Consider the following 19,255-nt stretch of genomic DNA (forward strand, 5'->3'; position numbering starts at 1 on the left):
CGCCATACTCGGCGGTCTTGATGACAGCCGCGATTTTAGCCGCTAGCTGGTCATAAAAGCCGGACGCAATCAGCATTACCATTGGTTGTTAGTACAGGAACGCGCCAATAGCGAATCACAGCACTGCAGCCGATTGACCAGCGCCAGACGCATCCCTATACTGCGCCGCCATTGTGCCCCGGTGGCGGAATCGGTAGACGCGGCGGATTCAAAATCCGTTTTCGAAAGGAGTGGGAGTTCGAGTCTCCCCCGGGGCACCACGATTCGAAGCCCGCAAGACATTGGTCTTGCGGGTTTTTTCGTTTTTGCGCGAACAACCTGGGCAATTGTTGCAAGCAGGTTGCAGAGGAACTTTTTCGGCACCTCGGCAAGCCCCGTAAAACCTGGCTGGCGACCTTGCTGGCGGGGGTTGGCAATTGCGCAAAACTTAGCGTAGAGTGAACGAACTGTTTGCATGGGTCGCTGTGAATCGTGACTCTGGTGCAGCAGATCATCAAGATCCGCTACATCCCGCTCGACTTCTATTACTCCTTGCAACCAGTCTCAGCCCTCTATACTTGGAGGCTGTCATCAACTCTAGTTTCAAGGAAAAAGACATGTCGAATCGTCAGAACGGTACCGTCAAGTGGTTTAACGACGAGAAAGGTTTTGGTTTTATCACTCCTGAAAGCGGTCCGGATCTGTTCGTGCACTTCCGCGCGATCGAAGGTAACGGCTTCAAGAGCCTGAAAGAAGGCCAGAAAGTCAGCTTCGTAGCTGTGCAAGGTCAAAAAGGCATGCAGGCTGACCAGGTTCAAGTCCTGGGCTAATCGCCGCTGCTTTGAAGAACCCCTGATCTCTATCAGGGGTTTTTTTATGCCTGAGGAAAAGTCGCGGTTAGAATGGCGCGCACTTTCGTCACAGCGAGCCCATCATGCCGAAACACCAGCTGCGCCCGCAGGGAGACTTCCCCACTGCCGGGTTGATTCGTCGCCTGGCGGCCCTCTTCTACGACTTCCTGCTCTGCGTGGCCCTGGTCATGGTCGTGACCTTGGTCTACCAGCAGGGCATCCTGCGCCTGATCCACGGAGGCGATACGCTCAGAGCCATGGCCGAAGCCGGCGCCCTGGACCATGACCCGATTCTCGCCAGCCTGGCACTTCTGTCACTGTTCGCCTTCTTCGCCAAGTTCTGGACCCATAACGGCCAGACGCTGGGCATGCAGGCCTGGGGCCTGCGCGTCCAGAATACCGATGGTACGGCCATCGACCTGTGGCAGGCGCTGCTGCGCTTCGTGGTCGCCATTGGCTCGTGGCTGTTCGCCGGCCTCGGTTTTCTCTGGCAGCTATGGGATAAACAGGGCCGCACCTGGCACGACATCTATTCCGATAGCCGCGTGGTGCAACTGCCGAAGAACATTCACAAGAAGTAACCTCGGAGCAGATACGAAAAAGCCGGTTCATTGAACCGGCTTTTTCATGCCCGCCATCGACTCAGCCAGCGCGGCGTAACAGCCATACCCCCGCCAGCGCACAGATGCCGGCCGGCACCAGCACCGCAAGCAGCGGCGAGAAGCCGAATACCAGGCTCGATGGCCCCAGCAGGTCCTGGGCGATACGGAAGACGAACCCCACCAGTACCCCAGTGAACACGCGCTGGCCCAGCGTCACCGAACGCAGCGGGCCGAAGATGAAGGAAATCGCCATCACCACCAGCGCGCCGGTTACCAGCGGCTGCAGCACCTTGGTCCAGAACGCCAGCCAGTAGCGGGCATTGTTCAGCCCCTGCTCGCCCAGGTAATGGATGTATTGCCACAGCCCGGTGACCGACAGGGCCTCGGGCTCCATCACCACGGTGCCGAGCAACTCTGGATTGAGCTCGATATCCCAGCGTTCTTCCGGCTGATTGAGCACTTCGGAATGATCGTCATGCAGCAGCGTGGTCTGCACGTTGCGCAGCATCCAGTGGTTGTCACGGTACTCGGCACGACGGGCGAAACTGGCCGAAAGCAGGCGACGCTCATCATCGAAGCGGTAACGCGTCACCCCGAGCAGGATGCCATTGGGCTGCACGGCATTGATATGCACGTACTCCTGGCCCTGGCGATGCCACATACCACGCTTGGAGCTCTGCGCCGCTCCGCCACCCTGGGCGAGCGCGCGATCGGCCTGAGCCTGGTTCTCGGTCATCGGAGCGACGTATTCGCCGATCAGAATACCGGCCAGCATCAGCACCAGCATGGGCTTCATCACCGCCCAGACGATACGCCCGATGGACACCCCGGCAGCGCGCATGATGGTCAGCTCGCTGTTGCTGGCCAATGTACCGAGGCCAATCAGGCAGCCGATCAGTGCTGCCATCGGCAGCATCTCGTAGGCACGGCGCGGCGCGGTCAGCAGGACGTACCAGAGCGCCTGGCCGAGGCCGTAGTCACCCTTGTTCAGGTCGCCCAGCTCGTCGATGAAGGCGAACAGCAGCGCCAAGCCGAGAATGATGCCCAGCACTGCCAGAATGGCGAAGAACACCTGGGCACCGATATAGCGATCCAACTTAGCCATGAGCCACCTCCGACACCGGCGCACGACGACTGGCCCACCACAGACTCAGACGTTCCCAGTAAAGCAACAACAGGCCAATGGCGAGGAAGATGCCATGCACCCACCACAACCCCAGCGCCGGCGGCAGCTGCCCCTTGTCCAGCGCACCACGTGCAGCGATCAACAAGCCAAGGTAAGCCATATAAAGGAAGATCGCCGGCAGCAGCTTGAGGAAGCGTCCCTGGCGTGGATTGACCTTCGATAACGGCACGGCCAGCAAGGTGACGATGAACACCAGCAACGGCAGTGACAGGCGCCATTGCAGTTCGGCCTGCATGCGCGGGTCATCGCTGCCGAACAGCTCACGGGTCGGCGTGGCCTCACGCTCGCTGGCTTCGACGGCCACCTCGGGCTTGGGCAGCAACACGCCGTAGGTGTCGTACTGGATGGCGCGGTAATCCGCCTCGCCCGGCTCGCCGTCATAGCGGTAACCATTTTCCAGAATCAGATAACGGCTGCCATCTTTCTGAATTTCCTGACGACCGCTTTCGGCTACCAGCACGGTGATGCCGCGCTCGGAACGGCCATCTGCAGCGAAGCGCTTTTCCGACATGAACACGCCGCGCAACTCACTGCGGTCGGCCGACAACTCCTGCGAATAGGTCACCCGGGAACCATCGCGCAGTGACTGGAAGCGGCCCGGCACCAGAGTATCGAGCTCGGTCAGGGCATCCTGCTCACTGATGATGCGTGCCACGCTGGCCACGCCTTGCGGCGCCAGGCCAAGGCTCAGCCAGCCGACCAGCAGTGCGACGATCAGGGCCGGCGCCATGCTGTAGGCGGTGAGGCGCTGCTGGCTCACACCGGTGGCCGACAGCACGGTCATCTCGCTGTCCAGGTACAGGCGGCCGTAGGCCAGCAGGAAACCGAGGAACAGACCAAGCGGCAGGATCAACTGCAGGAAGCCGGGAATCCGGTAACCCATGATCAGAAACAGCACGCCAGGATCGAGCACGCCCTGTGCGGCTTGGGCCAGGTATTTGATGAAACGACCACTCATGATGATTACCAACAGCACAGCGCTCACTGCACTGAGGGTCACCAGCACTTCGCGGGACAGATAACGGAAGACGATCAAACCGGACGCTCCAGGGTTGTCAGGCTCAGGCGCGAGCGCTCAAACTAGCCGCACCTACTTGCCGGCCCACCGCAAGGTGGACCCTCGAAAAATGGCGGCCATTATCCGTCAAACCCGACTCTTTGTCTTGGGGACAGCTCACTATGGAATTGCTCGTCAAAAGTACCCGCCCGGAAACCCTGAAAACCGCGACGCTGGTTGTCGCCATCGGTGAAGGCCGTAAGCTCGGCGATGCCGCCAAAGCCGTCGACCTGGCCAGCAATGGCGCACTGAGCGCCGTGCTCAAGCGCGGCGACATCGCCGGCAAACCAGGCCAGACCCTGCTGTTGCACAGCCTGCCGGGACTCAAGGCCGAACGCGTACTGCTGGTGGGCTGCGGCAAGGGCGACCTGTCCGACCGCCAACTGCGCAAGCTGGTTGCCAGCGTGCATGGCGTGCTCAAGAGCCTGGGCGGCAGCGACGCCCTGCTCGCCCTGGGCGAACTCAAGGTCAAGAGCCGCGACACCTATGGCAAGACCCGCCTGATCGTGGAAACCCTGGCCGACGGCACCTACCTGTTCGAGCAGTTCAAGAGCCAGAAAGCCGACCCGCGTGCCCTGAAGAAGATCACCCTGGTCGTCGACAAGGCCGAGCTGGCCGATGCCGAACGTGCCCTGCAGCATGCCCGCGCCATTGCCAGTGGCGTCGCCTTCACCAAGGATCTGGGCAACCTGCCGCCGAATCTGTGCCACCCCAGCTACCTGGCCGAAGAGGCCAAGGCCCTGGGCAAGGCGCACAAGAACCTCAAGGTCGAGATCCTCGACGAGAAGAAGCTCAAGGAGCTCGGCGCCGGCGCCTTCCTCGCCGTGGCCCAGGGCAGCGAGCAGCCGCCGCGGATGATCGTCATGCACTACCAGGGCGGCAAGAAGGATGAGAAACCCTTCGCCCTGGTCGGCAAGGGCATCACCTTCGACACCGGCGGCATCAGCATCAAGCCGGCTGCCGGCATGGATGAGATGAAGTACGACATGTGCGGCGCCGCCAGCGTGTTCGGCACCCTCAAGGCCGTGCTCGAGCTGCAACTGCCGATCAACCTGGTGTGCCTGCTGGCCTGCGCCGAGAACATGCCCAGTGGTCGCGCCACCCGCCCTGGCGACATCGTCACAACCATGAGCGGGCAGACCGTGGAAATCCTCAACACCGACGCCGAAGGCCGCCTGGTGCTGTGCGATACCCTGACCTACGCCGAGCGCTTCAAGCCGCAGGCTGTGATCGACATCGCCACCCTCACCGGCGCCTGCATCGTCGCCCTGGGCAGCAACGTCTCCGGCCTGATGGGCAACAACGACACGCTGATCAAGCAGATCCTCAAGGCCGGCGAAAGCGCCGACGATCGCGCCTGGCAGCTACCGCTGCATGACGAGTACCAGGAGCAGCTCGACAGCCCATTCGCCGACATCGCCAACATCGGCGGGCCGAAGGCTGGCACCATCACCGCCGGCTGCTTCCTGTCGCGCTTCGCCAAGAACTTCCACTGGGCGCACCTGGATATCGCCGGCACCGCCTGGATCAGCGGCGGCAAGGACAAGGGCGGCACTGGCCGTCCGGTGCCGATGCTGACCCAGTACCTGCTGGATCGCGCCAAGGCCTGATGCCATAGCCGGGCCACGCCCCTGTAGGAGCGGCTCAGCCGCGATAACTCGCGATGAAGCCGCTCCTACAGCATCCAGCCACCACTCCCTGACCTATTGAAAACCGAATGCCCAGAATCGAGTTCTACGTTCTCTCCTCCAGCGACGCCACAGGTCGCTTGCGCGCGGCTTGCCAACTGGCGCTCAAGGCCTGGAGCGCCGGCTTGCCGGTGTTCGTGCGCGGCAGCGACGAGGCGCAGTGCGGCGAGCTCGACGAAATGCTCTGGCAGTTCAAGGCCGAACGTTTCGTGCCCCATGATCTGCACCAGGACGCCCCGCTATCGCCCGTGGTACTGGGTATCGACGAAGTGCCAAGCGCCGAGCAAGGCGTGCTGATCAACCTTGGCAGCAGCCTGTCGCCGCATGTCGAACGCTTTTCGCGCATCATCGAGATCGTCAATCAGCAGCCTGAACTGCTGGGCGCCTGTCGCGAGAATTTCCGCACCTATCGCCAGCGCGGGTATGATCCACAACGCGTCGAACTTTAGTGTCCGTGCACGCTCACAACTCATGTCACTCCCGCCCAACTTCTCGCTGTGCCGATCATCATGGACACCCCCAAGCCTCCACAAAAACCTGCTCAGTTGCTGCACGACCTGGAGTCGATCCGCGAGCTGCTGGGTGACGACAGCTCCGAGCCGCCGCTGCTGATCGAGTCACTCGATCCGGACAGCATTCCGGTGCTCTCCGACATCGTCAGCGCGCCCCCCGGCCCGCCGCCCCCTTTTCATGTTTCACCGCCAGCCAAGCAGGCCGCCCCAGCGCAGCCTGCTGCAAGCGCTGCCCCGAGCCCGCTGCGCGAGCGCATCGAGCCGCGCCTGCACGACAGTGCCCGCGACCTTCAGCACCTGAGTGGCGAACTGCGCGCCGCTGCGCAACTGATTTTGCAGGACGTGATCGACGATTTCGTGCCGCAGATCGAAGCCGAGCTCAAGCGTCGCCTCGAAGCCCGCCTGCCGCGCCTGCTGCCACCGCGCAAACCCTGACACGCCTCAAGGCACGCGGTGCAGCGCGAACCCAGCAGCGCGCCACCGTCCTCTGACGCGCAGCCCTTACGCCGCAAGGCCCATCCCCGTTATACTTGTCGGCTTTTCCGATCAGCCGTCACAAGGGTCCCGCCGCGCATGGACAAGACCTACCAGCCGCACGCCATCGAATCCAACTGGTACCAGAACTGGGAGCAGAACAACTACTTCGCCCCCCAAGGTAGCGGTGAGCCGTACACCATCATGATCCCGCCGCCGAACGTCACCGGCAGCCTGCACATGGGCCACGGCTTCAACAACGCGATCATGGATGCGCTGATTCGCTTCCGCCGCATGCAGGGCCGCAACACCCTGTGGCAGCCGGGCACCGACCACGCCGGTATCGCCACGCAGATGGTGGTGGAGCGCCAGCTGGCCGCCGACGGCATCGGCCGCCACGACCTGGGCCGCGAGAAGTTCCTGGAGAAGGTCTGGGAATGGAAGAACCAGTCCGGCGGCACCATCACCCGCCAGATCCGCCGCCTCGGCTCGTCGGTGGACTGGTCGCGCGAGCGTTTCACCATGGACGACGGCCTGTCCGAAGCGGTCAAGGAAGCCTTCGTCCGCCTGCATGAAGACGGCCTGATCTACCGCGGCAAGCGCCTGGTCAACTGGGACACCAAGTTCCACACCGCCATCTCCGACCTGGAAGTGGAAAACCACGACGAGAAAGGCTCGCTGTGGAACCTGCGCTACCCGCTGGCCGACGGCAAGAAGACTGCCGAAGGCAATGACTACCTGATCGTCGCCACCACCCGCCCGGAAACCATGCTCGGCGACAGCGCCGTGGCCGTGCACCCGGAAGACGAGCGCTACAAGGCGCTGATCGGCAGCTACGTCGAACTGCCGCTGCTGGGCCGTCGTATCCCGATCATCGCCGACGATTACTGCGACCCCGAGTTCGGCACTGGCTGCGTGAAGATCACCCCGGCGCACGACTTCAACGACTACGAAGTGGGCAAGCGCCACAACCTGCCGCTGATCAACATCTTCGACAAGAACGCTGCCGTGCTGGCCACTGCCCAGGTGTTCAACCTCGATGGCAGCGTCAACGAACAGGTCGAAGCCAATATTCCGGCACAGTTCGCCGGCCTGGATCGCTTCGAGGCGCGCAAGCAGATCGTTGCCGCTTTCGAGGCCGCCGGCCTGCTGGAGAAGATCGAAGACCACGCCCTGAAGGTGCCCAAGGGCGACCGTTCCGGCACCGTGATCGAGCCGTGGCTGACCGACCAGTGGTACGTCTCCACCAAGCCGCTGGCGGAGAAAGCCATCGCCGTGGTCGAGAGCGGTGAAATCCAGTTCGTGCCCAAGCAGTACGAGAACATGTACTTCAGTTGGATGCGCGACATCCAGGACTGGTGCATCAGCCGCCAGCTGTGGTGGGGCCACCGTATTCCGGCCTGGTACGACGAAGCCGGCAACGTCTACGTCGGTCGTGACGAAGCGGAAGTGCGCGCCAAGCACAACCTCGGCGATGCTGCCCTGCGCCAGGACGAAGACGTGCTCGACACCTGGTTCAGCTCCGGCCTGTGGACCTTCTCCACCCTCGGCTGGCCGCAGCAAACCGATTTCCTCAAGACCTTCCACCCCACCGACGTGCTGGTCACCGGCTTCGACATCATCTTCTTCTGGGTCGCCCGGATGATCATGCTGTCGACCCACCTGACCGGGCAGATTCCGTTCAAGACCGTGTACGTGCACGGCCTGGTGCGCGATGGCCAGGGGCAGAAGATGTCCAAGTCCAAGGGCAACGTGCTCGATCCGCTGGATATCGTCGACGGCATCACCCTCGACGAGCTGCTGGAAAAACGCACCAGCGGCATGATGCAGCCCAAGCTGGCCGAGAAGATCGCCAAGCAGACCAAGGCCGAATTCCCGGACGGCATCGCCAGCTACGGCACCGACGCCCTGCGCTTCACCTTCTGCTCGCTGGCCACCACCGGCCGCGACGTGAAGTTCGACATGGGCCGCGTCGAGGGTTACCGCAACTTCTGCAACAAGCTGTGGAACGCCGCCAACTTCGTCATCGAGAACACCGATGGCCAGGACACCGGCATCAATGGCGAGGCAGTGGACCTGTCGCCGGTCGACCGCTGGATCATCTCCGCGCTGCAGCGCTGCGAGCAGGACGTGACCCGCCACCTCGACGCCTTCCGTTTCGACCTGGCCACCCAGGCACTCTACGAATTCGTCTGGGACGAGTACTGCGCCTGGTACCTGGAACTGGTCAAGCCGGTGCTGTGGGACGAGAACGCGCCACTCGAACGCCAGCGCGGCACCCGCCGCACCCTGGTGCGCGTGCTGGAAGTGATCCTGCGCCTGGCGCATCCGTTCATGCCGTTCATCAGCGAAGAAATCTGGCAGCGCATCAAGGGCCAGGCCGGTGTGCAGGGCGAGACCCTGATGCTGCAGCCGTGGCCGGTGGCCAATGAGAGCCGCATCGACGCCGCCGCCGAAGGCGACATCGAGTGGGTCAAGCAGCTGATGCTCGGCGTACGCCAGATCCGTGGCGAGATGAAGATCTCCATGGCCAAGCGCATCGACATCATCGTCGCCAACGCCTCGGCCTCCGACCAGCGCCGCCTGGCCGACTTCGAACCGCTGCTGAACAAGCTGGCCAAGCTGGAATCGGTACGCGTGCTGGCCGCCGGTGAAGAAGCGCCGATGTCCGCCACCACCCTGGTCGGCGACATGGAAGTGCTGGTGCCGATGGCCGGGCTGATCGACAAGGACGCCGAACTGGCGCGCCTGGACAAGGAGATCGGCCGCCTGGAAGGTGAAGTCAAACGCGTCGGCGGCAAGCTCGCCAACGAAGGCTTCGTCGCCAAGGCCCCGGCCGAAGTGCTGGAGAAGGAACGCGCCAAACTGACCGAGGCCGAGCAGGCCCTGGCCAAGATGGTCGAGCAGCGCGGCAAGATCGCCGCACTCTGATCATCCCGCAACACCCACAGACCCGCGCCCTGAAAGGCGCGGGTTTTGTTTTTTGTGGCAGGGGCGTCAGCCGCGAGCTTTAACAGCAAAGTCGCGGCTGAAGCCCCTCCCACGGTTAGTTTGATTGCCCGGTATACCCATGACAGCCCGCTCCCCTTCCCTTGCCGATGCGCTACTGCCTATCGGCGTGCTCGTCGTTCTCCTCAGTCTTTCCGTCTACCTGTTCGGCGATGGCTCCTCCAGCGGCCCGAACCAGATCGCCCTGATGAGCGCCGCCTTCGTCGCCGGCCTGGTCGGGCTGAAGAACGGCCTGCGCTGGAGCGAGATCGAGGAAGGCATACTCGCCGGCATCCACATGGCGATGAAGGCCAACCTGATCCTGCTCGCGGTCGGCGCGCTGATCGGCACCTGGATTCTCGCCGGCACCGTGCCGACCATGATCTGGCTCGGCCTGAAGCTGATCAGCGCCGAGTACTTCTATGTCACCAGTTGCCTGATCTGCGCGCTCACCGCGCTGTCCATCGGCAGCTCCTGGACGGTGGCCGGCACCCTCGGTATCGGCCTGATGGGCGTGGCCGCCGGCCTCGGCCTGGACCCGGCGATCACCGCCGGCGCGATCATTTCCGGTGCCTACTTCGGCGACAAGCTGTCGCCGCTGTCGGACACCACCAACCTGGCGCCAGCCGCCGCCGGCGCCGACCTGTTCGCGCATATCCGCAACATGCTGCGCACCACGGTGCCGGCGCTGCTGATTGCCCTGGCGATCTTCTTCACCCTCGGCCAGCAGGCCGGCGCCGAACATGACACCGGGCGCATCAGCGAGGTCCTCGCCGCGCTGGAAGCCCAGTTCCGCCTGGGCTGGCACCTGCTGCTGCCGGTGGCCTTCCTGTTGCTGCTGGCGGTACGCCAATGGGCCGCCTTCCCGGCGGTATTTCTCGCCGCCCTGCTCGGTGCGCTGTTTGCCATCGCCTTCCAGCCCGACGTGATGGCGCGACTGGCCGATCCCTCGGCCGGGGCCCTGGCGCCATTGAAAACGGTATGGAGCGCACTGTTCGCCGGTTATGAATCGGCCAGCGGCAACGCCGAGCTCGATGGTCTGCTGTCCAAAGGCGGCATGGCCAGCATGCTCACCACAGTCTGGCTGATCATCTGCGCCATGTGCTTTGGCGGCGTGCTGGAGCGCCTCGGCCTGCTGCAACGTCTGTTGCAGAGCGCGCTGCGCCTGGTGCGCAGCGACAGCGGCCTGGTCGCCAGTACCATCACCACCACCATCGGTACCAACGTCATCACCGCCGACCAGTACATTGCCCTGGTGCTGCCAGGTCGCATGTACCGCGCCGAATACGAGAAGCGTGGCCTGGCTCCGACCAGCCTGTCGCGCGCACTGGAAGACGGCGGCACCCTGACCTCGGTGCTGGTGCCCTGGAATACCTGCGGCGCCTACATGGCTGCCACGCTTGGCGTCGCCACCCTGAGCTATCTACCGTACTGCTTCTTCAACCTGATCATGCCGGTGCTGGCCATCAGCCTGGCCTACCTGCTGCCGCCACGCCGCACCAGCGCGGCACAGTAGCCCCTGCTCACCTGCGCGCGAGCGGCATGGATCGCCCTCGCAGCGCCGCTGCGGCATTAAGTCCTTTCCTTTTACAAGGTGTTTCAGGCATCTTCCCCCGCCTACCGACCTTCAATATCAACAGAAGAAAACAGGCGGACCCTCCATGTATGCGTTGATGGCACTCGTATTCGTCCTCGGTTACCTGTGCATTGCACTCGAACACCCGTTAAAGATCGACAAGGCAGCCTCCGCACTGCTCACCGCCGTAATTGCCTGGACCCTTCTGGTCCTCGGCGCAGACAGCATCCTGCCGTTGCTCGGCACCGGCACCGCAGGCTCGAGCACCAACACCCATCACGTGGTCGAGGAACTGCGCCACCACCTCGGCGAGATCTCCGAAATCCTGTTCTTCCTGATGGGCGCGATGACCATCGTCGAGCTGATCGATGCCCACGAAGGCTTCAAGGTGATCACCGACCGCATCCGCACCCACAAGCGCGTCCATCTCCTGTGGCTGGTGGGCCTGATCACCTTCTTCCTGTCCTCGGCACTGGACAACCTGGCCACCACCATCGTGATGATCTCGCTGCTGCGCAAGCTGATCGCCGACCAGCATGAGCGCTGGTTCTACGCAGGCATCGTGGTCGTCGCCGCCAACGCTGGCGGCGCCTGGTCGCCGATCGGTGACGTCACCACCACCATGCTGTGGATCGGCAACCAGGTCACCGCTACCGGCATCATCGTCAAGCTGTTCCTGCCCAGCCTGGTCTGCCTGCTGGTGCCGCTGCTGATCATGAGCTTTCGCCTCAAGGGCGAAGTGGCCGAACCGCGCATCAAGGAAAGCAACGAAAGCCGCCGTGATCCGACCACACCGTTCGAACGCAACCTGGTGTTCAGCCTGGGCCTGGGTGCACTGATCTTCGTACCGATCTTCAAGACCGTCACCCATCTGCCGCCGTACATGGGCATCCTCTTCGGTCTCAGCCTGCTGTGGATCACCACCGAGATCATCCACCGCAGCAAGAACAGCGAAGAGAAGGACCCGCTGTCGGTGGTCGGCGTGCTGCGCCGTATCGACATCACCAGCGTGCTGTTCTTCCTCGGCATCCTGCTCGCGGTTTCCGCGCTGTCCAGCGCCGGCCACCTGACCCAGGTGGCCACCCTGCTCAAGGACGGCCTGGGTAACGTCTACAGCATTGCCATCTCCATCGGCATGCTCTCGGCCGTGGTGGACAACGTGCCGATGGTCGCCGGGGCCATGAAGATGTACCCGCTGATCAGCCCCGAGGCCCTGGCGACGGCGGCCGCTGACGAGCTGCCATGGCTGCGCAGCTTCGTGGTCAATGGCAACTTCTGGGAAATGCTCGCCTATTGCGCCGGTACCGGCGGCAGCTGCCTGATCATCGGCTCGGCAGCGGGCGTTGCGGCCATGGGCATGGAGAAGATCAACTTCATCTGGTATCTGAAGAAGATCACCGGCCTGGCCTTCATCGGCTACCTGGCCGGCGCAGCCACCTACATCCTGATGTTCGCCGCCTGATCCACGCGGCGCTCGGCACCGTACAGGGAGTCACCATGCAGACGAGCAAGACCCGCACCAGCTTCTACCGCCGCCTTTACCTGGCCTGGCTGATCGACAGCGGCCAGGCGGTCAGCGTGCCGGCGCTGATGGACGCCACCGGCATGCCGCGGCGCACCGCCCAGGACACCCTCGCCGCCCTGGCCGAGCTGGACATCGACTGCCAGTTCGAACAGAACGAGGGTGAACGCAACAACGCCGGGCACTACCGGATTCGCGACTGGGGCCCGATCGACAAGCGCTGGATAGCCGCCAACCTGCAGCAGATCAAAACCACGCTCGGTTATCCCTGAGATAATCGCGCCCTAGCCAATAGGAAGCGCGATGAATCTGGATCTGCTCTGGGTGCTGGGCCTGCTGGCCGGCGCCATCACCCTCTTCGTCATCGGCAAGCCACGCATGGATGTGGTCGCCCTGCTGGTACTGGTTGCCCTGCCGCTGACCGGCGTGCTCGACCTGCAGCAGACTCTGGCCGGTTTCAGTGACGCCAACGTCATCCTCATCGCCGCGCTGTTCATCATCGGCGATGGCCTGGTGCGCACCGGCATCGCCTACCGCCTCGGTGACTGGCTGGTGGCCAAAGCTGGTAGCAGCGAGACGCGCCTGCTGATCCTGCTGATGCTGGCGGTGGCCGGCCTCGGTTCGGTGATGAGCTCCACCGGCGTGGTGGCGATCTTCATCCCCGTGGTGCTCGGCGTCGCCGCACGGCTGCGCATCGCCCCAGCGCGTTTGATGATGCCACTGGCCTTCGCCGGGCTGATCAGCGGCATGCTCACCCTAGTTGCGACGCCGCCGAATCTGGTGGTGCATGCCGAGCTGCGCCGCGCCGGACTGGCTGGCTTCGATTTCTTCGCCTTCACCCCGATAGGCCTGGCCGTGCTGGTACTGGGCGTTGGCTACATGCTGATCGCGCGGCGCTGGCTGGTGCGCAATGACGCCCACGGCAACGCCGAACCGCCACGGCTGACCCTGGCCGATCTAGCCGAGCGCTATCGCCTCAGCGAGCGCGAGCGACGCCTGCAAGTGCGCGCCGACTCGCCGCTGGTCAATCAGGTGCTCAACGAACTGCAACTGCGCCGCGAGCATGGCATCAATGTCATCGCCGTCGAACGCCGCCAGCGCCTGCGCACCCTGCTGCTGATGGCCAGCGGCAATACCCTGCTGGAGCCGGGCGACATACTGCTGGTGGACATCGCCAGCCCCACCATCGGCCTAATTGGCAGCTACCAGGCCCTGGGCCTGGCGCCCATGCCGCTGCCGCATTCGTACTTCAGCCTGCACGCCCACGAACTGGGCCTGGCCGAAGTGGCGCTGCCACCGGAGTCGCAACTGCCGGGCAAGAGCATCCAGGAGCTGGGCTTTCGCTCGCGGCACAAGCTCAACGTGGTCGGCCTGCGCCGCCAGGGCCAGGCGCTGGAGGGCGTGCTGGTGGACGAAAAGCTCAAGGCCTCCGATACCCTGCTGGTAGCCGGCGCCTGGCGCGACATCCACCGCCTGCAGGGGCTGAATCGGGATTTCCTGGTGCTCAGTCTGCCGGCGGAAGTGGCCGAGGTGGCCCCTGCCGCACGCAAGGCGCCCTACGCACTGCTCAGCCTGGCGGTGATGGTGCTGCTGATGGTCAGCGGCCTGGTGCCCAACGTGCAGGCCGCGCTGATCGCCTGCCTGCTGATGGGCGCTTTCCGCTGCATCGACCTGGACAGCGCCTACCGCGCCATTCACTGGCCGACGCTGATCCTCATCGTCGGTATGCTGCCTTTCGCCCAGGCGCTGCAACAGACCGGTGGCGTCGAACTGGCGGTACAAGGACTGGTAGGTGGTCTGGGCGATGCCGGGCCGCGACTGATCCTCGCCAGCCTGTTCGTCCTGACCGCTGTGATCGGCCTGTTCATCTCCAACACCGCCACAGCGGTGCTGATGGCGCCAGTGGCCATTGCCACCGCGCAGGCGCTGGGTGCCTCGCCGCTGCCCTTCGCCATGACCGTGGCCCTGGCCGCCTCGGCCGCGTTCATGACACCGATCTCCTCACCGGTAAACACCTTGGTGCTCGGTCCGGGTCAGTATCTTTTCGGCGACTTCGTGCGTGTCGGCGTGCCCTTCACCCTGCTGGTGATGATCGTCAGTGTGGCGCTGGTACCGCTGCTCTTTCCGCTCTGAGGCGGCTCACGCGGCACCACGGAAGAAGCGCCGCCCGGCGCGACGTAGCCAACCGCCCTCGGAGACATCGGCACTGAGTCGACGCAGGTTGTCATTGACGGCTTCGACATAGTTTCGATCGTCGCTGCGGATATGGCTGAACAGCCAGCGCCCCAGCAGCCCCTTGAGTTCGTCGGCGATATCCTCGCCACTGATGAAGCGCTGGCGGTAGTCCTCCACGCGCTTGATGAACAGGGCGTGCACCCGCTTGTGCGCCTTGGTGAAGACATAGCCAGCTTCCTCGAGCATCGCCTCCTCGAAGGCGAAATGCGAGACGGTGTAATCGATCAACTCGTCGATCACCGTGCCCACCCTGCTCCTGCTGGCGGCGTGCTGGACATCGTCCAACTGATTGATCATGGCAACGATACGCTTGTGCTGATCGTCTATGACCGCGATACCGGTGTCCAAGTCATCACTCCATTGCAGATATGCCACAGTGCCTCCAAGCTGCTGATCGAAAAGGCTGGCAGTCTATGACGGCAGGCGAGCGCACCATTGACGTGGGTCAACGCGAGGCTGGCTGCTTTATGTCCACTCGCCATATTTCGTTAAACAGCGCACAGATGGCTTTGCCTTCATCTCGGGTTACTGTCGGCGCGCAAAGCGTGGGAAAATCCCGCGCCCGCCTGAGCAGATGAGCACCATGCCCCAGCCGCCGAAACGCCCGCAAAAACCCGCCCCCGCTGCCGTGAAGAGCGCACCGAGCAAGGGCGAGCTGCATCCGCGCAATCGTCACCAGGGGCGTTACGACTTCCCGGCGCTGATCAAGGCAAGCCCCGAGCTGGGCGAATTCGTCATCACCAACCCCTACGGCAAGCCGAGCATCGACTTCGCCAACCCGGCGGCGGTCAAGGTATTCAACCGCGCGCTGCTGGCGCAGTACTACGGCATTCGCCACTGGGACATACCCGATGGCTACCTGTGCCCGCCGATTCCCGGTCGCGCCGACTACCTGCACAACCTTGCCGATCTGCTGGCGACCGACAACGATGCGCAGATCCCCCAGGGAGCCAGGGTTCACGCGCTGGATATCGGTGTCGGCGCCAACTGCATCTACCCGCTGATCGGCCATTGCGAATATGGCTGGCACTTTCTCGGGGCCGATATCGCAGCCGCCGCGCTGGACTCGGCACGCGCCATCGTCGACGCCAACGCGCAACTGAGCGGTGCCATCGAGCTGCGTCTGCAGCCTCATGCCGAGCAGATCTTCGCCGGCCTGCTGCACAGCGACGAGCGCTTCGACCTGACCTTGTGCAACCCGCCCTTCCATACCAGCGCCGCCGAAGCCAGCAGCGGCAGCACGCGCAAGTGGCGCAACCTCGGCAAGCTCGACCCGAAACGCAAGCTGCCGGTACTTAACTTCGGCGGCCAGGCCGCCGAACTCTGGTGCCCTGGTGGTGAGGCAGGATTTCTCAAGCGCATGGCCAGCGAAAGCGCGCAGGTGGCAAAGCAGGTGCTGTGGTTCAGCAGCCTGGTCTCCAAAGGCAGCAATGTGGAGTTGCTACAGGGCTGGCTGGCCAGGGCCGGCGCTGCCGAGGTCCGCATCCTCGGTATGTCCCAGGGACAGAAGCAAAGCCGCCTGGTGGCCTGGACCTTCAAGGATGCGCCAGCACGCAGCGCCTGGCGCGACAGTCGCTGGCGCTGAGCCAGCTGGCTGGCAGTTCCTTCTACCAGGGCAGCCAGCCACCCAGCGCCAGCCAGAGCCCGGCCACCGTCATGCTCAGCAGCGTCACCGGCACGCCGCTGCGCGCATAATCGACGAAACCCAGGCTGACACCCTGGCGTTTCGCCGCTTCGGCGACGATCAGGTTGACCACGCTGCCGATCAGCAACAGGTTGCCGGCCAACGTCGACATGACCGCCAGGCCAATCAGCACCGAATGTGACAGATCGGGCATCAGCCCCAGCAACAGCACCACGAAGGGCACGTTGCCGATCAGATTGCCCGCCACCAGTGCGGCCGTGGCCAGCGATACCACGCCCTGTGGCAACAGGCCCTGCTCGGCCAGCCAGGTGGTACCCTGCGCCAGTTGCGGTAGCTGCAGCGCGGCGCCGCTGACCAGGAACAGCCCCACGAACAACAGCAGCAGGTTCCAGTCCACCTTGTTCACATAGTCACGACTGTCCACGCGGCGCGAGACCATCACCAGCACCGCTACCAGCAGCGCCGACAGCTCGCGCGGCATCGCCGTGGCGAACAGCGCCAGCAATGCCAGGCTGGCCAGCAGCGGCTTCAGATAGCTATGCGCACCATAGATATGCTCGACCGGTGTGTCGTCCACCGTCAGCGGCCTGGCCTCCCCCCAGCGTTGCCGCCACTGCAGCCAGATCACCGCGTAAACGATCGCCATCGCAGCCAGCGCAGGCGGCCCCGCCACGGCCACGTATCCCCAGAAATCCAGGCCGCCGGCCTGGCCGATGAGAATGTTCTGCGGGTTGCCGATCAGACTCGCGGCCGAGCCGGCATTGCACGACAACGCCAGCGCCAACAGAAACGGCCGTGGCTCCAGGCCTCGCTGGTGCAGGCTGCGACACAGTAGCGGGGTCAGGGCGAAGGCGACGATATCGTTGACCAGCACCGCCGAGAGCATGCCGCCGAGCAGCACCACGCCCAGTAACAGAACGGCTGGACGCTCGGCATGCTCGGTGAGGTAGCGGTTGAGCCAGGCATAGACCCCGGAAAAATCGAACTGCGCGGAGATCAGCATCAGCGCCAGCAGCAACAACAATGCGCCCGGGTCCAGATGATGGGCAGCCTCTTCCATGCCCAACGCCCCACTGACCAGCAACAGCACCGCGGCGCAGCAGGCGATCCAGCTGCGGTCGATGCGCAGACCGCGAATGCCGCCGGCAGCCATACCCAGGTAGGTGAGAACGAAAAGGCCGATGGTCAGCCAGGCGGCGAAAGTCATGCGCTATCGACTCGAAGCAGAACAGGTGGGAAGCAGCGGAATCTAGCGAGCGCGGAGCAGTGAGGGAAGAGCGCCCCGCACGTTTCGACACCGTCAGGGCTGCGCCAGGTAAGCCGTCACACGCGCCTGGTAAGCCGGCGACTCACGCTCAAGCCGCACCTGGTCCCAGATTCGTTCGGCCAGATCAGGGTCACTCGCCAGTAGCGCGTTGGACAGCATCAGGTAGTAGGGCTTTTCCTCAAGCAGCTGCGGTAGTTTCTCCACCCTCTGGGCCAGCTGCGGATTGGCCTGCAGCACGAAATCGCCACGCATGCTCTGCAAGGCGACGGCCTCGACTCGTCCGTGCACCAACATCTGCAACAAGGCCAGTGGGTCGCGACTCGATTCGTCCACCTCCAGCCCGTGCGCCAGCAGCAGATCACGAATGGAAAAACCACTGAGCGAGCCGACGCGGCCGTTGACCTGAGTGAAATGCTGGCCATCCCAGGACACTGGGCTGCCGACGCGGCGGTAGAAGGTATAACGCGAGGTGTGCAAGCGCCTGAGAGCGTCCGGGCGGCCATAAGCATCGGTGGGGTAATGGCCCATCCGCAGCCGCTCCGACTTGAAGCTGGCGGCGAACGCGCCGTCATAGAGGCCGTGCTGCATACCCGACAGGCAGCGCTTCCAGGGTACGGCCACGTACAGCACCTGCAACCCCAGCGCCTGCTGCACCAGTTTGAGCAGTTCGAGATTGAGTCCCGTGCCGTCGGTCATCACCCACGGGTAGGCATTCTGATCTTCATGACAGAACGTCAGGGTCGGCTCGGCACCGTAGCAGGTAAAGGCAAGCAGGCAGAGCAGGCAGCAATGCAGCGCTTTGTACAAAAAAGAGACTCCATCACCGGAACACCTGACGACAGGCGTTCGATCCACGGTTGGTCACCGACTTCTTGTCCTGTTCCAAGCATAGGCAGATTCGCTGCGCACCGTCTGCTTTAATCTGGTGCGCGCCTGCGATCACCAGGCCAGAAGCTGGATATTGACCATTACGCTGCCTGGCAGGCGGGAGCATCACCGGGGGGCAACGGGGCGGAATACTGGAGCGCCAACACCTGCTGATGCACGAGGCAGGCGCAGGCCAGCCCGTAGCCCGGATGCAATCCGGGGCAGCGGGATCAGACATTGCAGGATGAAATCCGGGATACGAATCAGCGAATAAAGCCCTTGCTGACCTCGCGAAATACCTCCGTGCCGGCCTGCTCCAGCCACTCGAAGGCGACCATCTCACGCGAGACGATCACCGCCCCGGCCCGTTCCATACGCGCCAGGCCCAGTGCCTTGTCGCGCGCCCGGCGCGAGCCCACCGCCTCGTCGACCACGAACACCTCGCGCCCGGCGGCCAGCAGACCGAGCACCGTCTGCAGGACGCAGACGTGGGTTTCGGTACCGCAGACGATGAACTGCTGGCGCTCGCCACCGGGCAAGTCGAACACACCGGCCCCGGCGGTTGCCGAGAAATGAATCTTCTCCCGCAGCCCGCCCCCCGGCAGCAGCTCATGCAGGCTCGGCTCGGTATAACCCAGCCCCTTGGGGTACTGCTCGGTCGCGATCACCGGCACGTGCAGACGCTGCGCCACCTGCACCAACCAGGCGGCCTGCTCGACCACTGCCGCGCCGCCGTCGATGGCCGGCAGCAGCCGTTCCTGCAGGTCGATCACCAGCAGGGTGGAATCCTTCGCTCGCATCAGCAT

General features: G+C 63.8%; 17 protein-coding genes and 1 tRNA gene. 12 read left to right on the forward strand and 6 right to left on the reverse strand.

What is annotated here, in order from left to right; all coding sequences use genetic code 11:
• Nucleotides 1-175 precede the first annotated feature (175 nt).
• The 3 genes from ACN8M7_RS22990 to ACN8M7_RS23000 all read left to right on the forward strand — a co-directional run bounded on the left by ACN8M7_RS22990 (nt 176) and on the right by ACN8M7_RS23000 (nt 1,411).
• Nucleotides 176-260, forward strand: a tRNA-Leu gene (locus ACN8M7_RS22990).
• Nucleotides 261-596: 336 nt separating this feature from the next.
• Nucleotides 597-809 carry a cold-shock protein gene (locus ACN8M7_RS22995; protein ID WP_003459665.1) on the forward strand — a complete coding sequence of 71 codons (213 nt, stop codon included), beginning with the start codon at nt 597-599 and terminating at the stop codon, nt 807-809.
• Between the two features lie 104 nt (nt 810-913).
• A complete protein-coding gene (locus tag ACN8M7_RS23000; RefSeq protein ID WP_490262270.1) occupies nt 914-1,411 on the forward strand; it encodes an RDD family protein in 498 nt (165 codons plus the stop codon).
• 61 nt (nt 1,412-1,472) lie between these two features.
• Here ACN8M7_RS23000 and lptG read toward each other — a convergent pair whose 3' ends face one another.
• Together lptG and lptF are read right to left on the reverse strand one after the other, a co-directional pair.
• Complete coding sequence (lptG, locus tag ACN8M7_RS23005) at nt 1,473-2,537, reverse strand: LPS export ABC transporter permease LptG (protein ID WP_061241119.1); 1,065 nt, start codon at nt 2,535-2,537, stop codon at nt 1,473-1,475.
• Nucleotides 2,530-3,654 (reverse strand): LPS export ABC transporter permease LptF, encoded by a 1,125-nt coding sequence (gene lptF, locus ACN8M7_RS23010; protein WP_490262271.1) that lies wholly within the window; start codon nt 3,652-3,654, stop codon nt 2,530-2,532. Before lptF ends, lptG begins: the two co-directional genes overlap by 8 nt.
• 143 nt (nt 3,655-3,797) lie before the next feature.
• Between lptF and ACN8M7_RS23015 the strand changes: the two genes are divergently transcribed.
• The 8 genes from ACN8M7_RS23015 (at nt 3,798) to ACN8M7_RS23050 (ending at nt 14,568) form a co-directional block, all read left to right on the forward strand.
• Entirely contained in the window at nt 3,798-5,285 is a 1,488-nt protein-coding gene (locus ACN8M7_RS23015) for a leucyl aminopeptidase (protein WP_061241117.1), read from the forward strand.
• 107 nt (nt 5,286-5,392) lie between these two features.
• Complete coding sequence (locus ACN8M7_RS23020; protein ID WP_490262272.1) at nt 5,393-5,812, forward strand: DNA polymerase III subunit chi; 420 nt, start codon at nt 5,393-5,395, stop codon at nt 5,810-5,812.
• Between the two features lie 60 nt (nt 5,813-5,872).
• A complete protein-coding gene (locus ACN8M7_RS23025; RefSeq protein WP_490262273.1) occupies nt 5,873-6,310 on the forward strand; it encodes a DNA polymerase III subunit chi in 438 nt (145 codons plus the stop codon).
• Between the two features lie 138 nt (nt 6,311-6,448).
• Entirely contained in the window at nt 6,449-9,280 is a 2,832-nt protein-coding gene (locus ACN8M7_RS23030) for a valine--tRNA ligase (protein WP_490262274.1), read from the forward strand.
• Nucleotides 9,281-9,419: 139 nt separating this feature from the next.
• On the forward strand, nt 9,420-10,853 hold the full coding sequence (gene nhaC, locus ACN8M7_RS23035; protein WP_490262275.1) for a Na+/H+ antiporter NhaC: 1,434 nt from the start codon (nt 9,420-9,422) through the stop codon (nt 10,851-10,853).
• Nucleotides 10,854-10,998: 145 nt separating this feature from the next.
• Nucleotides 10,999-12,375 carry a sodium:proton antiporter NhaD gene (nhaD, locus tag ACN8M7_RS23040; protein WP_490262276.1) on the forward strand — a complete coding sequence of 459 codons (1,377 nt, stop codon included), beginning with the start codon at nt 10,999-11,001 and terminating at the stop codon, nt 12,373-12,375.
• Nucleotides 12,376-12,410: 35 nt separating this feature from the next.
• Nucleotides 12,411-12,707, forward strand: coding sequence for a winged helix-turn-helix domain-containing protein (locus tag ACN8M7_RS23045; RefSeq protein ID WP_061241111.1), 297 nt, complete (start codon nt 12,411-12,413; stop codon nt 12,705-12,707).
• 31 nt (nt 12,708-12,738) lie between these two features.
• Nucleotides 12,739-14,568 (forward strand): SLC13 family permease, encoded by a 1,830-nt coding sequence (locus tag ACN8M7_RS23050; RefSeq protein WP_490262277.1) that lies wholly within the window; start codon nt 12,739-12,741, stop codon nt 14,566-14,568.
• Nucleotides 14,569-14,574: 6 nt separating this feature from the next.
• On the opposite strand, the gene ACN8M7_RS23055 is transcribed toward ACN8M7_RS23050, so the two are convergent.
• Entirely contained in the window at nt 14,575-15,045 is a 471-nt protein-coding gene (locus ACN8M7_RS23055; protein ID WP_490262278.1) for a bacteriohemerythrin, read from the reverse strand.
• Nucleotides 15,046-15,253: 208 nt separating this feature from the next.
• Here ACN8M7_RS23055 and rlmF point away from each other — a divergent pair, with 208 nt between their 5' ends.
• Nucleotides 15,254-16,255: a 23S rRNA (adenine(1618)-N(6))-methyltransferase RlmF gene (gene rlmF / locus ACN8M7_RS23060; RefSeq protein WP_490262279.1), complete on the forward strand. Its 1,002-nt coding sequence runs from the start codon at nt 15,254-15,256 to the stop codon at nt 16,253-16,255.
• A gap of 22 nt (nt 16,256-16,277) precedes the next feature.
• Here rlmF and ACN8M7_RS23065 read toward each other — a convergent pair whose 3' ends face one another.
• From ACN8M7_RS23065 to ACN8M7_RS23075, 3 genes are all read right to left on the reverse strand, one after another.
• Nucleotides 16,278-17,522, reverse strand: coding sequence for an SLC13 family permease (locus ACN8M7_RS23065; protein ID WP_490262280.1), 1,245 nt, complete (start codon nt 17,520-17,522; stop codon nt 16,278-16,280).
• A 93-nt stretch (nt 17,523-17,615) separates the two neighbouring features.
• Nucleotides 17,616-18,389 carry a substrate-binding periplasmic protein gene (locus tag ACN8M7_RS23070; RefSeq protein ID WP_490262281.1) on the reverse strand — a complete coding sequence of 258 codons (774 nt, stop codon included), beginning with the start codon at nt 18,387-18,389 and terminating at the stop codon, nt 17,616-17,618.
• A 323-nt stretch (nt 18,390-18,712) separates the two neighbouring features.
• Complete coding sequence (locus ACN8M7_RS23075) at nt 18,713-19,255, reverse strand: hydrolase (protein ID WP_490262282.1); 543 nt, start codon at nt 19,253-19,255, stop codon at nt 18,713-18,715.

Source organism: Pseudomonas spartinae (assembly GCF_965197125.1).
GTDB classification, from domain to species: Bacteria; Pseudomonadota; Gammaproteobacteria; order Pseudomonadales; family Pseudomonadaceae; genus Aquipseudomonas; species Aquipseudomonas composti_A.

Excerpts from the sequence above, each read along its gene's own strand:
- ACN8M7_RS22995 (WP_003459665.1), top strand. The coding sequence starts at position 597 with ATGTCGAATCGTCAGAACGGTACCGTCAAGTGGTTTAACGACGAGAAA.
- ACN8M7_RS23000 (WP_490262270.1), top strand. The coding sequence starts at position 914 with ATGCCGAAACACCAGCTGCGCCCGCAGGGAGACTTCCCCACTGCCGGG.
- lptG (WP_061241119.1), bottom strand. The coding sequence starts at position 2,537 with ATGGCTAAGTTGGATCGCTATATCGGTGCCCAGGTGTTCTTCGCCATT.
- ACN8M7_RS23015 (WP_061241117.1), top strand. The coding sequence starts at position 3,798 with ATGGAATTGCTCGTCAAAAGTACCCGCCCGGAAACCCTGAAAACCGCG.
- ACN8M7_RS23020 (WP_490262272.1), top strand. The coding sequence starts at position 5,393 with ATGCCCAGAATCGAGTTCTACGTTCTCTCCTCCAGCGACGCCACAGGT.
- ACN8M7_RS23025 (WP_490262273.1), top strand. The coding sequence starts at position 5,873 with ATGGACACCCCCAAGCCTCCACAAAAACCTGCTCAGTTGCTGCACGAC.
- ACN8M7_RS23030 (WP_490262274.1), top strand. The coding sequence starts at position 6,449 with ATGGACAAGACCTACCAGCCGCACGCCATCGAATCCAACTGGTACCAG.
- nhaC (WP_490262275.1), top strand. The coding sequence starts at position 9,420 with ATGACAGCCCGCTCCCCTTCCCTTGCCGATGCGCTACTGCCTATCGGC.
- nhaD (WP_490262276.1), top strand. The coding sequence starts at position 10,999 with ATGTATGCGTTGATGGCACTCGTATTCGTCCTCGGTTACCTGTGCATT.
- ACN8M7_RS23045 (WP_061241111.1), top strand. The coding sequence starts at position 12,411 with ATGCAGACGAGCAAGACCCGCACCAGCTTCTACCGCCGCCTTTACCTG.
- ACN8M7_RS23050 (WP_490262277.1), top strand. The coding sequence starts at position 12,739 with ATGAATCTGGATCTGCTCTGGGTGCTGGGCCTGCTGGCCGGCGCCATC.
- rlmF (WP_490262279.1), top strand. The coding sequence starts at position 15,254 with ATGCCCCAGCCGCCGAAACGCCCGCAAAAACCCGCCCCCGCTGCCGTG.
- ACN8M7_RS23065 (WP_490262280.1), bottom strand. The coding sequence starts at position 17,522 with ATGACTTTCGCCGCCTGGCTGACCATCGGCCTTTTCGTTCTCACCTAC.
- ACN8M7_RS23075 (WP_490262282.1), bottom strand. The coding sequence starts at position 19,255 with ATGCTGATGCGAGCGAAGGATTCCACCCTGCTGGTGATCGACCTGCAG.